The organism is Actinokineospora xionganensis (assembly GCF_014323725.1).
In the GTDB taxonomy this organism is placed as follows: Bacteria; Actinomycetota; Actinomycetes; order Mycobacteriales; family Pseudonocardiaceae; genus Actinokineospora; species Actinokineospora xionganensis.
In genome coordinates this window covers 142,042-156,195 of record NZ_JABVED010000007.1, presented here as the reverse complement: position 1 = coordinate 156,195, position 14,154 = coordinate 142,042, and the positions used below count along the sequence as shown (strand labels likewise).

General features: G+C 70.9%; 13 protein-coding genes. 10 read left to right on the top strand and 3 right to left on the bottom strand.

Going from position 1 to position 14,154, the window contains the following annotated elements; genetic code table 11:
* Positions 1–30 precede the first annotated feature (30 nt).
* Complete coding sequence (locus GPZ80_RS14275) at positions 31–1,509, bottom strand: bis-aminopropyl spermidine synthase family protein (RefSeq protein WP_187220830.1); 1,479 nt, start codon at positions 1,507–1,509, stop codon at positions 31–33.
* A gap of 143 nt (positions 1,510–1,652) precedes the next feature.
* Between GPZ80_RS14275 and GPZ80_RS14270 the strand changes: the two genes are divergently transcribed.
* From GPZ80_RS14270 to GPZ80_RS14255, 4 genes are read left to right on the top strand one after another with little or no spacing between them, the layout of a single operon-like run.
* Positions 1,653–2,768, top strand: a complete 1,116-nt coding sequence (locus GPZ80_RS14270; protein ID WP_187220829.1) for an ATP-binding cassette domain-containing protein — start codon at positions 1,653–1,655, stop codon at positions 2,766–2,768.
* Positions 2,765–3,409, top strand: a complete 645-nt coding sequence (locus GPZ80_RS14265; protein ID WP_187220828.1) for an ABC transporter permease — start codon at positions 2,765–2,767, stop codon at positions 3,407–3,409. The genes GPZ80_RS14270 and GPZ80_RS14265 overlap by 4 nt, the downstream gene beginning before the upstream one ends.
* Positions 3,406–4,101, top strand: a complete 696-nt coding sequence (locus GPZ80_RS14260; protein ID WP_187220827.1) for an ABC transporter permease — start codon at positions 3,406–3,408, stop codon at positions 4,099–4,101. The genes GPZ80_RS14265 and GPZ80_RS14260 overlap by 4 nt, the downstream gene beginning before the upstream one ends.
* 11 nt (positions 4,102–4,112) lie before the next feature.
* Complete coding sequence (locus tag GPZ80_RS14255; RefSeq protein WP_187220826.1) at positions 4,113–5,030, top strand: ABC transporter substrate-binding protein; 918 nt, start codon at positions 4,113–4,115, stop codon at positions 5,028–5,030.
* Positions 5,031–5,069: 39 nt separating this feature from the next.
* Here the strand turns inward: GPZ80_RS14255 and GPZ80_RS14250 are convergent, their stop codons facing one another.
* Together GPZ80_RS14250 and GPZ80_RS14245 are read right to left on the bottom strand one after the other, a co-directional pair.
* Positions 5,070–5,420 carry a hypothetical protein gene (locus tag GPZ80_RS14250; RefSeq protein ID WP_187220825.1) on the bottom strand — a complete coding sequence of 117 codons (351 nt, stop codon included), beginning with the start codon at positions 5,418–5,420 and terminating at the stop codon, positions 5,070–5,072.
* Positions 5,417–6,208, bottom strand: a complete 792-nt coding sequence (locus GPZ80_RS14245) for an IclR family transcriptional regulator (protein ID WP_187220824.1) — start codon at positions 6,206–6,208, stop codon at positions 5,417–5,419. Before GPZ80_RS14245 ends, GPZ80_RS14250 begins: the two co-directional genes overlap by 4 nt.
* A gap of 87 nt (positions 6,209–6,295) precedes the next feature.
* On the opposite strand from GPZ80_RS14245, the gene hutH reads away from it, so the two are divergent.
* From hutH to GPZ80_RS14215, 6 genes are read left to right on the top strand one after another with little or no spacing between them, the layout of a single operon-like run.
* Positions 6,296–7,828 carry a histidine ammonia-lyase gene (hutH, locus tag GPZ80_RS14240; protein WP_187220823.1) on the top strand — a complete coding sequence of 511 codons (1,533 nt, stop codon included), beginning with the start codon at positions 6,296–6,298 and terminating at the stop codon, positions 7,826–7,828.
* Positions 7,825–9,480 (top strand): urocanate hydratase, encoded by a 1,656-nt coding sequence (gene hutU / locus GPZ80_RS14235; RefSeq protein ID WP_187220822.1) that lies wholly within the window; start codon positions 7,825–7,827, stop codon positions 9,478–9,480. The genes hutH and hutU overlap by 4 nt, the downstream gene beginning before the upstream one ends.
* Complete coding sequence (locus GPZ80_RS14230) at positions 9,477–10,676, top strand: allantoate amidohydrolase (RefSeq protein ID WP_187220821.1); 1,200 nt, start codon at positions 9,477–9,479, stop codon at positions 10,674–10,676. Before hutU ends, GPZ80_RS14230 begins: the two co-directional genes overlap by 4 nt.
* On the top strand, positions 10,673–11,983 hold the full coding sequence (locus GPZ80_RS14225; RefSeq protein ID WP_187220820.1) for a formimidoylglutamate deiminase: 1,311 nt from the start codon (positions 10,673–10,675) through the stop codon (positions 11,981–11,983). Before GPZ80_RS14230 ends, GPZ80_RS14225 begins: the two co-directional genes overlap by 4 nt.
* Positions 11,980–13,128: an imidazolonepropionase gene (gene hutI, locus GPZ80_RS14220; RefSeq protein WP_187220819.1), complete on the top strand. Its 1,149-nt coding sequence runs from the start codon at positions 11,980–11,982 to the stop codon at positions 13,126–13,128. The genes GPZ80_RS14225 and hutI overlap by 4 nt, the downstream gene beginning before the upstream one ends.
* Before the next feature lie 32 nt (positions 13,129–13,160).
* Positions 13,161–14,153 carry an aldo/keto reductase gene (locus GPZ80_RS14215; RefSeq protein WP_187220818.1) on the top strand — a complete coding sequence of 331 codons (993 nt, stop codon included), beginning with the start codon at positions 13,161–13,163 and terminating at the stop codon, positions 14,151–14,153.
* Position 14,154: the final 1 nt, after the last annotated feature.

The window sequence follows — 14,154 nt, the reverse complement described above, 5'->3', positions numbered from 1 at the left end:
GTCGTGGTCACCGGAGCGCTTGGCCGACCTCTAGCCGCTCTGCGCCGCCGCGAGGATCGCCGCGATCCGATGGCGGGGCAGGTCGATCAGGCGGGACGCGAGGTCGGCTTCCGGTGCCAGTTCCGCGATCTTCTCCCGAGCTTCCCGCTTCGTCAGCGACCCGCTCTCCCGGATGAGCGCCTCTCGCCACACGTTCCCCAGCTTGCCGTGGACGCGTTCCAGCAGCGCCGCCGCCACGCCCTGAGCCGGGACGGGCTCGGCGATCACCACGGCGTGCTTGCCGTCCGGTGTGCTGCGGTGGAACGTCAGCCGGTATTTCGCCCTCACCAGCTCCCGCAGCGCGACCTGTCCGCGCTGGTCGGTGATGTCCGAGTGGTTGTTGCCCACCAGCGCGCCCACCCGCGCCGGGGGACCGGCCAGCAGCGTGCGCGCCAGCCACGGCCCCGGGTCGGCGGTGAGGTCGAACGCGACCGGCCCCGACGCCTTGACCGGCGCGGACCAGCCCGGCCGGAGCAGCGTCGGCTGGACCGTGTCGTCGCCACGCGTCAACCGCAGGAGGGCGGCGATGGCCTCCGGGTCGGGGCCGGTGGACTCCACCGACTGGGGGCCATGGGTGTAGATCCCGGTCTCGCCGCCGCGCACCGCCGCCTGCGCCAGCTTCGCCGACTTGCCCGTCGGTTGCAGCACATAGAGGTCGCTGGCACTGCCCACCGCCTGCGCGCCCAGGTACCGGTTGAACCCCGGCAGCACCGCCTCGAACACCAGCCCCAGCCGCAGCACCTCCTGCTGCACCTTCAACCCCAGCGCCGGGTTCCGCTCGCTGTACCCGTACGCGACCACCACTCGCCCCTCCGGCCGCAGCGACTCCACGCCGCGGGCCAGGAACAGCCGCATCCCCTCCGGTGTGTACGGCGGGTCGGTGAACACCAGGTCGGCTTCCACCTCGGGCATGCCGAACCGCAGGTCGGCGTGCAGGCAGCGGATGTCGAGGCCGCGCTCTTGGGCCGTCGCGTCGATGTAGGTCAGCAGGTCCTCGTCGAGGTCCACGACCGTGGCCGACAGCTCGGGCCGCAGGGTGCAGGCGGCCAGCGCGGTCAGGTCGTGGTCGCCGACGCACAGCAGTCGCGCGCCTGGCAGGTGGTAGGTCTCGTCGAGCCACCGGGCCCGACGCAGCATGGTGTCCAGGTCCGCTTGGACGTGGTCGAGCGCGCGCCGGGGCTTGGGCACCCCGTCCAGGTACCGCTCGAAGACCGGCCGCGACTCGTCATCGGTTGCCGTGGGCAGGGGCGTGACCAGGGCCGGGTCGACGCTGTCGAGCCGCCACTGCTCGCCGTCACGCCGGGCGCCTGCCGCGTCCAGGAGGTCTTCGACCGTGCGGCGGGGGACCGCGGCGGTGCGGATCAGCCAGTCCAGGGTCCGCGGCCCCTCGGCGAGCCGGGCGACCAGCCCGCGCAGGGGACGGGAGTGCACGCCACGATCGGCGAGGAAGTTCACGAGGGATTCGGCCACAGTCAAGAGAGCCTATGAGGACTGTGGACAGCCCGGCCGCAAGGGTGCCTAGATGGTGGAAATGCCCTGCCACTGTCAGTCCTGCGGGTTAAGGTCGAACGATCAACGGCCGGCAAGGAGCCGTGCGACCCGAGGGGATTCGAGTGATCGAGTTCCAGGCCGTGACGAAGCGGTACGACGATGGCACGGTCGTGGTGGACAGCCTGGACCTGACGATCGAGGACGGTGGCATCACCGTCTTCGTCGGCCCGTCCGGCTGCGGCAAGACGACCTCTCTGCGGATGATCAACCGGATGATCGACGCCACCTCCGGCACGATCCTGCTCGACGGCGCCGACATCCGCGCGCAGTCCCCGGCGAAGCTGCGACGCGGCATCGGGTACGTCATCCAGCACGCCGGCCTGTTCCCGCACCGCAGTGTTCTCGACAACGTCGCCACGGTCCCGGTGCTGCTCGGCACCCGCAAATCCACCGCCCGCAAGCAGGCCGCCGAGCTGCTTGAACGCGTCGGGCTGCCCGCTGAGCTGGGCAAACGCTACCCGTCGCAGCTTTCCGGCGGGCAACAGCAACGGGTCGGCGTGGCCAGGGCACTCGCCGCCAACCCGCCGGTGCTGCTGATGGACGAGCCGTTCAGCGCGGTCGACCCGGTGGTGCGCGACGGCCTGCAGGAGGAGTTGCTGCGCCTGCAGTCCGACCTGGGCAAGACGATCGTCTTCGTCACCCACGACATCGACGAGGCCATCAAGCTCGGCGACAAGGTCGCGGTGCTGCGCGTCGGCGGCAGGCTCGCCCAGTACGCCACTCCGGCCGAGTTGCTGGCCAGGCCCGCCGACGACTTCGTCGCCTCCTTTGTCGGTCGCGACCGTGGCTACCGTGCGCTCGGTTTCCTTTCCGCCCAAGGTGTTCCGGTCGGACCGGTCGCCACCGTCGCGCTGGGCGCGTCCGCCGAGCAGGCTCGGGCGAGCCTCGACAACGGCTGGGCCGTTGTGGTCGACGAGGCGAAGCGTCCCCTGGGCTGGGTGTCCGAAGGTTCCTTGTCCACAGTGGATCAGGTTCGCCCCGAAGACCTCGTCTCCGGCGGCTCGCTGTTCGAAGTGGACAGTGGGACGCTGCGCACCGCCCTCGACTCGGCGCTCAGTTCCCCTGCCGCCCTGGGCATAGCGATCGACGCGCAGGGCGCGGTGGTCGGCGGGGTCGTCGCGGACACCGTCGTCAAGGCGCTGGCCGACGCCCGCCGCTGCGGCGAGGTGCCCACGTGACCTGGATTCTCGACCACCTCGACGTGCTGTTCACCACCAGCCTCGACCACCTGTGGCTCGCCCTGATCCCGGTGGTCGCGGGCCTGCTGATCTCGCTGCCGCTGGGCTGGATGGCCAGCCGCTGGCGGCTGGCCAAGTCGATTCTGGTGCCCACGGCGGGGATGCTTTACACGATTCCGTCGCTGGCCCTGTTCGTGCTGATGCCGCTCATCCTCGGCACCCGGATCCTCGACCCGCTCAACGTCATCGCGGCCTTGACCATCTACACGGTCGCGCTGCTGGTCCGGTCGGTGGCCGACGCGCTGGCGGCGGTCCCGCCCGCCGTCACCGCCGCCGCCACCGCGATGGGGTACCGCCCGCTGGGCCGGTTCTTCGCCGTGGAACTCCCGTTGGCGGTGCCGGTCCTGCTGGCCGGTGTGCGGGTCGCGACGGTGTCGAACATCAGCCTCGTCAGCGTCGGCGCGCTCATCGGTGTCGGCGGGCTCGGGAAGTTCTTCACCGAGGGCTACCAGCGCGGCAATCCGGCCGAGATCATCGCGGCGATCGTCGCGATCCTGGTGCTGGCCCTCCTGATGGAGATCATCCTCGTTGTCGCGGGCCGGGCGCTGACGCCGTGGGCTCGAACGGGAGGCGCTCGATGAGCGTGTTCGAGCAGGTCTGGGTCTGGCTCACGAGCCCGGACAACTGGGCCGCCAACGGCATCCCGCTGCGCTTGTTGGAGCACCTGCGGTACACCGCCACCGCGATCCCCATCGCTGCCCTGATCGCCGTTCCACTCGGCGCCTACATCGGCCACACCCGACGCGGCGGCACCCTTGTCGTCGGCTTGTTGAACTCGGTCCGAGCACTGCCCGAGCTGGGCATGCTGGTCCTCCTGGTGCCCGCCATGGGTTTGCTGCTCGCCTTCGAGGCGCTGACGATCGTGCTGGTGCTGATCGCGGTCCCGCCGCTGCTGGCCGGGACGTACGCGGGCGTCCGCAACGTCGAACCCTCCATTGTGGACGCGGCGCGCGGGATGGGGATGAGTGAGCGGGAAGTGCTGTTCGGCGTCGAGCTCCCGAACGCGCTGCCGCTGATGCTCGGGGCGCTGCGGGCGGCGACGCTGCAGGTCATCGCGACCGCCAGCATCGCGGCTTTCGTGTCCCTGGGCGGCCTCGGCCGCTTCGTGATCGACGGCAACGCGCTGCGCCAGTTCGACCAGATGGCGGGCGGCGCGGTGCTCATCGCCGCGCTCGCGATCACCGCGGAACTTGTTCTCGCGGGTGTGCAATGGCTGGTGGTCTCGCCGGGACTGCGGCCGACCCGCACCAGGAAACGGAAAGCAACGACGTGAGGAGATCCTCGATGAAGCGCGTACTCGCAGGTGCGGCGGCCACCCTGGCCGCGGCGCTCACCCTGAGCGCGTGCGGAGGCGGGTCCGACCCGCTGGGCGCCACGACCAGCGCCGCTCCTCCTGCGGCGGCGGACACGATCGCCATCGGCTCGGCGAACTTCCCGGAGAGCACCCTGCTCGCCGAGATCTACGCGAGCGCGCTGGAGGCCAAGGGGGTCAAGGTCACCAAGAAGCTCAACATCGGCAGCCGCGAGACCTACTACGCGGGCCTGCAGGACGGGTCGATCGACCTGATCCCGGAGTACACCGGCGTCCTCCTCCAGCACGTGAACAAGCAGGCCAAGGAAACCGAGGCCGACGAGGTCTACGCGGCGCTGCAGAAGGCGCTTCCCGCGAACCTCACCGTCACGGCCAAGTCGGCGGCGGAGAACAAGGACGCGGTCGTCATCACCAAGGAGACCGCGGACAAGCTGGGCGTCAAGTCCATCGCCGACCTCGCCGCCAAGGGCCCGGTCGTCTTCGGCGGCCCGCCGGAGTTCCAGAAGCGCCCCGACGGCATCCCCGGCCTCCAGTCGAGCTACGGGCTGCAGGTCTCGGAGTACAAGTCGCTCGACGTGGGCGGCCCGCTGACCGTCGACGCCCTCAAGAGCGGGGTCGTGCAGGCGGCCGACCTGTTCACCACGGACCCGGCCATCGCCGCGAACAACTTCGTCGTCCTCGACGACCCGAAGTCCAACTTCGCCGCCCAGAACGTCGTCCCGCTGATCAACAAGTCCAAGGCGAGCGACACGATCAAGCAGGTCCTCGACGCCATCTCGGCGAAGCTGACCACCGAGACCCTGATCGAGCTCAACACCAAACTCAACGCCCCGGACAAGCCGGACGCGTCGAAGGTCGCCAAGGAGTGGCTGGCCTCGGCTGGAATCTGAGCCGTTAACCGGGCAGGCGTCGCACCGGCGTCTGCCCGGTTATGCGGGCGGGTCTTGGTCGAGGAAGAACTCGACCTCGCCGCTCTTGGTGCGCCGGAAGCCGAGCGCCGTAGTCGCGTTCAACCCTTCCCCGTGGTCGGTGGTCAGGTACTCCACCGCGTGGATCTTGGTCAGGGACAGCGCTTCCGGCATGCCGTACTGCTCGCTCATCTTGTCCAAATACTCGGCGAGCAGCTCGACGGGCAGGGTGAAAACCGGCTCGTACCAGAACGCGGGCCGCGACCTGCCGCGCACCACATAGTCGTCGGTGTCCCTGATCCGGTCCAGCGCCAGGTCTTCCCGCTCCAGGCAGGCACGGATTTCGTCGCGGTAGTCCGTCAACTCGCTCACCTCTCGTTCGCCGGGTCATGTCCGCCGATGCGCCCACTCAACTCCGCTGCCGCCCGCCGCGTCTCCGCCGCCAACTCAGGCCATTGTTCCCCGCACTCGGTCTCGCAGGTGTGCCGGAACGTCGTGCTGATCGCCGCCACCGGATGCCCTCCATGGTCGAACACAGGCGCGGCCACCGACGCGAAGCCGACCGTGACGTACCCGTCCTCCACCGCCCATCCCCGCCGCCGCTCGGCGCCCAACAACCCCCGCAGCGCGGGCAGGTGAGCAGGCCCGCGACCGGTCCGGTCGACGAACGCCCCCCGGTTCGGGAACAATGCCCGCACCTGCGCCGCAGGCAGATGCGCCAGCATCGCCCGCCCGGAAGCAGGCAAATGCGCCGGCAGCCGAACACCCACATCGGTCACCACGGTGTGCGGATGCGCAGGCTGTTCCCGCAGCAGATACAGGGTCTCGCCGCCATGCAGCACGCCAAGATGAGCGGTGTGCCCGGTGCGCTCGATCAGCCGCCGCAGCACCGGGCGGGCGAGCCGTTCGAGCGGGTCGTGCCGCAGGTACGCCGACCCCAACTCGAACGCCGCCAGCCCCAAGCCATAGCGTCGCTCCTCGGGCAGGTGGGTGACGAAACCGGCGTCGGCCAGTTCGCCGAGCAGGTGATAAGTCGTCGAACGGGGCAGTCCCAGTTCCCGTGCGACCGCAGCCGCCGTCACCGGGCCCGCCTTGCCCGCGAGCAGGCGCAACACCGCCAGACCGCGCCGCAGCGCGGGCACGTCACTGCTGGCACCCACCCGTCCAAGGTAGCCCAGTCTGGTATCTCAGACACTCTCACCCGATCCCCCCTCGTGCGCGGCCCGGCCACGCGTTGAGATGGGCGCATGCTGGAACTGGTTGAGATCGACGGCGGCCCGCTGACCCGCGCGGACGTCGTGAAGGTCGCCCGCACGGCCGCCCGGGTGCGCATCACCGAGGATGCGCTCGCCTCGGTCGCCAAGTCGCGCGCGCACATCGAGGAACTGGCCAACGCCGAGCAGCCGACGTACGGCGTCTCGACCGGCTTCGGCGCCCTGGCCACCCGCCACATCCCGCTCGACAAGCGGTCCGCCCTACAGCGTTCACTGATCCGCTCGCACGCCGCGGGCGCCGGTCCGCACGTCGAGGACGAGGTCGTCCGCGCCCTGATCCTGCTGCGCCTGCGCACCCTCGCCACCGGCCGCACCGGCGTCCGCCAGTCGACCGTGGAGACGATGCAGGAGCTGCTCAACCAGCGCATTCACCCGGTCGTGCATGAGTACGGCTCGCTGGGCTGCTCGGGCGACCTCGCGCCGCTCTCGGCCGTGGCCCTTGCCCTGATGGGTGAGGGCATGGTCCACGACCGCACGGGCGCGCTCCGCCCGGCCGCCGAGGTGATGGCCGAGCGCGACGTGCGCCCGGTCGAGCTGGCCGAGAAGGAGGGCCTGGCGCTGATCAACGGCACCGACGGCATGCTCGGCATGCTGTGCCTGGCGCTGGCCGACCTGCACGCGCTGCTCGACGTCGCCGACCTGACCGCCGCGATGAGCGTCGAGGCGCTGCTGGGCACCGACCGCGTCTTCGCACCCGACCTGCACGCGCTGCGCCCGCACCCCGGCCAGAGCGTGTCCGCGGCCAACATGTCCCGCTTCCTCGCCGGATCGCCGATCGTGGAGAGCCACCGCGGCCCTGAGTGCAACCGCGTCCAGGACGCCTACTCGCTGCGTTGTTCCCCGCAGGTCCACGGCGCCGCCCGCGACACCGTCGGCTACGCCGAGACCGTCGCCGACCGCGAACTGGCCTCCGCCATCGACAACCCGGTGGTGCTGCCGGACGGCCGCGTCGAGTCCAACGGCAACTTCCACGGCGCGCCCGTCGCCTACGTGCTCGACTTCCTGGCCATTCCGGTCGCCGACGTCGCCAGCATGGCCGAGCGGCGCACCGACCGGATGCTCGACGTCGCCCGCTCGCACGGTCTGCCGCCGTTCCTCGCCGACGACCCCGGCGTCGACTCCGGCCACATGATCGCCCAGTACACCCAGGCCGCGATCGTCTCCGAACTCAAGCGCCTCGCGGTCCCCGCGTCGGTCGACTCGATCCCGAGCAGCGCCATGCAGGAGGACCACGTCTCGATGGGCTGGTCCGCCGCGCGCAAGCTGCGCAAGGCCGTCGACGGGCTGACCACGGTCCTCGCCATCGAGTTGCTGACCGCCGCCCGCGCGCTCGACATGCGCAAGCCGCTGCTGCCCGGCCCGCTGACCGGAGCCGCCGTCGCCGCGCTGCGCGAGCACGTCGAAGGACCCGGCGCGGACCGCCACCTCGCTCCCGAAATCGCCGCCGCCGAGGACCTGATCCGTTCCGGCGACCTGATGAACGCCGTCACCCGGAGGACCGCATGAGCACCGCCCGACCCGTGCGCGCTGCCCGAGGCACCACGCTGACCGCCCGCAACTGGCAGACCGAGGCCGCGCTGCGGATGTTCCACAACAACCTCGACCCCGACGTCGCCGAGCGGCCCGACGACCTAGTCGTCTACGGCGGCACCGGCAAGGCGGCGCGCAACTGGGCCAGCTTCGACGCGATCACCCGCGAGCTGACGAACCTGGCCGCGGACGAGACTCTCCTCGTGCAGTCCGGGAAGCCGGTCGGCGTCATGCGCACCCACGAGTGGGCGCCGCGGGTGCTGATCGCGAACTCGAACCTGGTCGGCGACTGGGCCACGTGGCCGGAGTTTCGCAAGCTCGAGGCCGAGGGCCTGATGATGTACGGCCAGATGACAGCGGGTTCCTGGATCTACATCGGCACTCAGGGCATCCTGCAGGGCACGTACGAGACCTTCGCCGCCATCGCCAACAAGCGGTTCGGCGGCACCCTGCGCGGAACGCTGACGCTGACCGCCGGTCTCGGCGGGATGGGTGGCGCGCAACCGCTTGCGGTCACGATGAACGACGGTGTCGCGCTGTGCGTGGAGGTCGATCCCGAGCGCGCCCGCCGCCGGGTCGAGACCCGCTACCTCGACGAACTGGCCGACTCGCTGGACGACGCCGTCGCCCGGGTCGAGCAGGCCAAGCGGGAGAAGCGGCCGCTGTCGGTCGGCGTGATCGGCAACGCCGCCGAGGTGTTCCCCGAACTGCTGCGGCGCGGTGTGGACATCGACATCGTCACCGACCAGACCTCCGCGCACGACCCGCTGGCCTACCTGCCGCGCGGTGTCGAGGTGGCCGACTGGCACGACTACGCGGCGAAGAAGCCCGACGAGTTCACCGACCGTGCCCGCGAGTCGATGGCCGAGCACGTCGGCGCGATGGTCGGGTTCATGGACAAGGGCGCCGAGGTCTTCGACTACGGCAACTCGATTCGCAGCGAGGCCAAGCTCGGCGGCTGCGAGCGCGCGTTCGACTTCCCCGGCTTCGTGCCCGCCTACATCCGGCCGCTGTTCTGCGAGGGCAAGGGCCCGTTCCGCTGGGCCGCGCTCTCCGGCGACCCGGCCGACATCGCCGCCACCGACCGGGCGCTGCTGGAACTGTTCCCGGAGAACGAATCCCTCGCCCGCTGGATCAAGATGGCCGGTGAACGGGTCGAGTTCCAAGGGCTTCCGGCGCGCATCTGCTGGCTCGGCTACGGCGAGCGGCACCTGGCGGGCCTGCGGTTCAACGAGATGGTGGCCAACGGCGAGGTGTCCGCGCCGATCGTGATCGGCCGCGACCACCTCGACTGCGGCTCGGTCGCCTCCCCCTACCGCGAGACCGAGGCGATGGCCGACGGTTCCGACGCGATCGCCGACTGGCCGCTGCTCAACGCGCTGATCAACACCGCGTCGGGCGCGACCTGGGTGTCGATCCACCACGGCGGCGGCGTCGGCATCGGCCGGTCGATCCACGCAGGCCAGGTGACCGTCGCCGACGGGACGCCGCTGGCGGCGCAGAAGATCGAGCGGGTGCTCACCAACGACCCGGCGATGGGCGTCATCCGGCACGTCGACGCCGGGTACGACCGGGCCGACGAGGTCTCGGCGGAGCGCGGCGTGACCGTCCCCATGGCGCGCTCGTGACCGCCGCGGGCCTGCTGGGCGATATCGCCGGTGTCGGCGCCGATCCCCGGCGCGGCGGGTTCTCGCGGCACGGGTTCGACCAGTCGGAACTGGAGCTGCGCGAGTGGTTCCGCGCCGAGGCCGTCGCCCGCGGGCTCGACGTCGAGACCGACCGCAACGGCACCATGTGGGCCTGGTGGGGGCCGCCCGCCGATGGGGCGGTCGTCACCGGCAGCCACCTCGACTCGGTCCCCGGCGGCGGCGCCTATGACGGTCCGCTTGGTGTGACGTCAGCGCTGGTTGCTGTGGATCTGTTGCGGGCCAGGGGTTTTGTGCCGGGAAAGCCGCTGGCCATCGCGGTTTTCGCCGAGGAGGAGGGCGGCCGGTTCGGCGTCGCCTGCCTCGGCTCCCGCCTGATGACCGGCGCGATCGACCCGGACGCGGCGCGGCGGCTCACCGACCCCGATGGTGTGACCTTGGCCGACGCGGTGCGCGCGGCAGGTCTCGACCCGGCCGGGCTGGGACCTGATCCTGTTGCCATGGCCCGGATCGGCGTGTTCGTCGAGCTGCATGTCGAGCAGGGCAGGGGACTGGTGGACCTGGGCGCTCCGGTGGGGGTGGCCGGCTCGATCCTGGCGCACGGCCGCTGGCGGTTCAGCTTCGCCGGTGAGGGAAACCACGCGGGCGCCACACTGCTGACCGACCGCCGCGACCCGATGCTCCCCGCCGCACAGGTGGTTCTCGCCGCCCGCCGCGCCGCCGCGGGCATCGAGGGCGCCCGGGCCACGGTCGGCAAGGTCGTGCCCAACCCCGGCGGCACGAACGTCATCGCGTCCACAGTGGACGTCTGGCTCGACGCCCGCGCCGAGGACGACTTCCGCACCCGCGCCGTAGTAGCCGAGATCTCCGACGCGGCAAGGGGTGCGGCGGAAGAAGAGGGCTGCACAGTCACCGTGACCGAGGAATCCTACGGCGACACGGTTATCTTCGACCCGGCCCTGCGTGACGACCTCGCCACCACCCTCGGCGGCGTCCCCGCCCTGCCGACGGGTGCGGGCCACGACGCGGGCATCCTCGCCGCCCACCTGCCCACGGCGATGCTGTTCGTGCGCAACCCCACCGGCATCAGCCACGCCCCCGCCGAATTCGCCGAAGCCGGCGACTGCACCGCGGGTGCCGTGGCCCTCGCCGACGTCCTCGCCCACCTCGCCCGATGACCACATACTGGTGTGAACGGGCGTGGCTCCCCGAGGGCATAACCGACGACGTCCTCGTCACCGTGGCGGACGACGGCACCATCACCGCCGTCAACTCCGCGGGGCGGGCGCTGTCTGGCGACGTGATCTCGTTGCGGGGGTTGGTTTTTCCTGGGTTCGCCAATGGTCACTCGCATGCGTTTCACCGGGCGTTGCGGGGGCGGACGCATGGTGATGGTGGCACGTTCTGGACTTGGCGGGAGCGGATGTACGCGCTCGCCGCGAAGTTGGACCCCGATACCTATCTCGCGTTGGCCCGTGCCGCTTATGCCGAGATGGCGCTCGCGGGAATCACCTGCGTCGGCGAGTTCCACTATCTGCACCACGCCCCCGGCGGCCACCGCTACGCCGACCCAAACGCGATGGGGGTCGCGTTGGTCCAGGCCGCGAAGGATGCTGGGATTCGCCTCACGCTGCTCGACACCTGTTACCTGGCAGGCGGAATCGGCGCACCGGTGTCGGCTGAGCAACGCCGCTTCAGCGACGGCACCGCCCAGGCGTGGGCGAGCCGCGTCGCAGACCTGCGTCCCGATGCCACCACCCGCGTCGGCGGCGCGATCCACTCCGTGCGCGCGGTTCCCCGTGCGGCGTTGTCCGAGGTCGGTGCGGCCTGGCCGGGGCCGCTGCATGTGCACCTGTCCGAGCAGCCCGCCGAGAACGAGGCCTGTCAAGCCGCCTACGGTCGCACTCCCACCGAACTGCTCGACGAAGCAGGTGTTCTTGGCCCCCGCACGACGGCCGTGCACGCCACGCACCTCACCGCCGGGGACATCGCCCTGCTCGGCGGGTCGGGCACCGGCGCGTGCTTCTGTCCCACCACCGAGGGAGACCTGGCTGACGGGCTCGGCCCCGCGCGTGAGCTGCTGGCCGCGGGCTCGCCGCTGTCCCTCGGCAGTGACCAGCACGCGGTTGTCGACCCGCTGGTCGAGGCGCGCGCCCTGGAACACGGCGAACGCTTCCGGACCGGTCAGCGCGGCCGACTGACTCCGGCCGACCTGCTGGTCGCGATGACCAGCGCCGGACACGCGGCCCTGGGCTGGCCGGAGGCGGGCCAGATCAAGGTCGGCGCGCCCGCTGATCTGGTCGCCGTCCGACTCGACAGCCCGCGCACGGCGGGCTGTCTGCCGGAACAGACGATGTTCGCGGCCACCGCGTCCGATGTGGACACCGTGGTCGTCGGCGGACGAGTAGTCGTCCGCGACGGCGCGCATATGCTCGGTGACGTCGGATCGAAGCTGGCCGAGGCGATCGAAGGGCTGTGGGCGTGAGCATCCTGGTGACCGGCATCGCCGAACTGACCACGAACGACGACGAACTCGGCACCCTCGCCGACGCCGCCGTCGTGCTCGACGGCGAGCGAATCGCGTGGGTCGGGTCCGCCGCCGCCGCCCCCGCCGCCGACGAACGGGTCGACGTCGAGGAACGAGCCGTTCTCCCGGGCTGGGTGGACAGCCACACCCACCTCGTCTTCGCCGGCGACCGCACCGCTGAGTTCGCCGCACGCATGGCCGGGAAGCCTTACACCGCGGGCGGAATCGCGGTCACCGTGGAAGCGACCCGGGCGGCGACCGACGACGAACTCTCGGCCGGGCTGCGCCGCCACGTCGCCGAAGCGCTCGCCCAAGGCACCACCTACCTGGAAACCAAGACCGGCTACGGCCTCACGGTCGAAGACGAGGTCCGCTCCGCTCGGCTGGCCGCCGAACACGCTGACGAGGTCACCTTCCTCGGTGCCCACCTCGTCCCATCGGGCACCGATCCACAGTCCTATGTGGACCTGGTCGCCGGCGAGATGCTCGACGCGGTCGCACCTTACGTACGCTGGGCCGACGTCTTCTGCGAAACCGGCGCCTTCGACGAGTCGCAGTCCCGCGCGGTGCTCACCGCCGCCGCCGCCAAGGGGCTGGGCCTGCGGGTGCACGGGAACCAGCTCGGCCCGGGCCCCGGCGTCCGGCTGGCCGTGGAGTTCAACGCCGCCAGCGTCGACCACTGCACCTATCTGACCGAGTCCGATGTGGACGCTCTGGCGAACAGCGACACGGTGGCCACGCTGCTGCCAGCCTGCGACCTGTCCACCCGGCAGCCGCTCCCCGACGCCCGCGCACTGCTCGACGCGGGCGCCACGGTCGCTCTCGCCTCCAACTGCAACCCGGGCTCGTCCTACACCTCGTCGATGGCCTACTGCGTGACCACCGCGGTCCTGCAAATGCGCATGTCCGTCGCCGAAGCCGTCCGCGCCGCCACCTGGGGTGGCGCCCGCGCACTGCGCCGCGAAGACGAAGTCGGCATCATCAGACCGGGCGCCCGCGCCGACCTGCACGTCCTGAACGCGCCCTCGGCAACCCACCTCGCCTACCGCCCCGGCGTCCCCCTGACCTGGACCGTTTGGCGGGCCGGGAACCGCACGACCTGAGGACAGCACCGGCCGGGCGTAAGTTGGCTGACATGGAGTACACTCACCTCGGCCGCAGCGGCCTGTCCGTGTCCCGGCTCGTCCTGGGCACGATGAACTTCGGTCCCGAGACGACCGAGCCCGACAGCCACACGATCATGGACCGCGCGCACGAGCACGGCATCAACTTCTTCGACACCGCCAACGTCTACGGCTGGAAGAAGGGCGAAGGCGTCACCGAGCAGATCATCGGCCGGTGGTTCGCCCAAGGTGGTGGCAGGCGGGAGAAGACGGTGCTCGCCACCAAGCTCTACGGCAGCATGAGCGACTGGCCCAACGACACGTTCCTGTCCGCGCACAACATCCGGCGGGCGGCCGACGCGTCGCTGCGCAGGCTGCAGACCGACTACATCGATCTCTACCAGATGCACCACGTCGACCGGAGCACGCCGTGGGAGGAGATCTGGGAGGCGTTCTCGGTTCTCCGGCAGCAGGGCAAGGTCCTGTACTTCGGCTCGTCGAACTTCGCCGGATGGCACATCGCCCAAGCGCAGGAGGCCGCGCGGGAACGGCACTTCCTCGGGCTGGTCAGCGAGCAGTCGATCTACAACCTGCTGACCCGCTGGGTCGAACTCGAAGTCCTCCCCGCGGCCAAGCACTACGGTCTCGGTGTCATCGCGTGGTCACCGCTGCACGGCGGACTGCTCGGCGGCATCCTGCGCAAGCAGGCCGACGGGACTGCGTCACGGGGTCTGTCCGGGCGGTCCGGGGACTCGCTGGAGAAGCACCGCGGGGCGATCGAGGGCTACGAGAAGCTGTGCGCCGAGATCGGCGCCGACCCGGCCCAAGTCGGGCTGGCGTGGCTGCTGCACCAGGAGGGCGTCACCGCGCCCATCATCGGTCCGCGCACGCTGGAGCAGCTCGACGGCAGCCTGATCGCGCTCGACCTCAAGCTCGACGAGGACACCCTCACGCGGCTCGACGAGCTGTTCCCCGCGCCGGGGCCGAACGGTGCGAAGCCCGCGCCGGAGGCCTACGCCTGGTAGC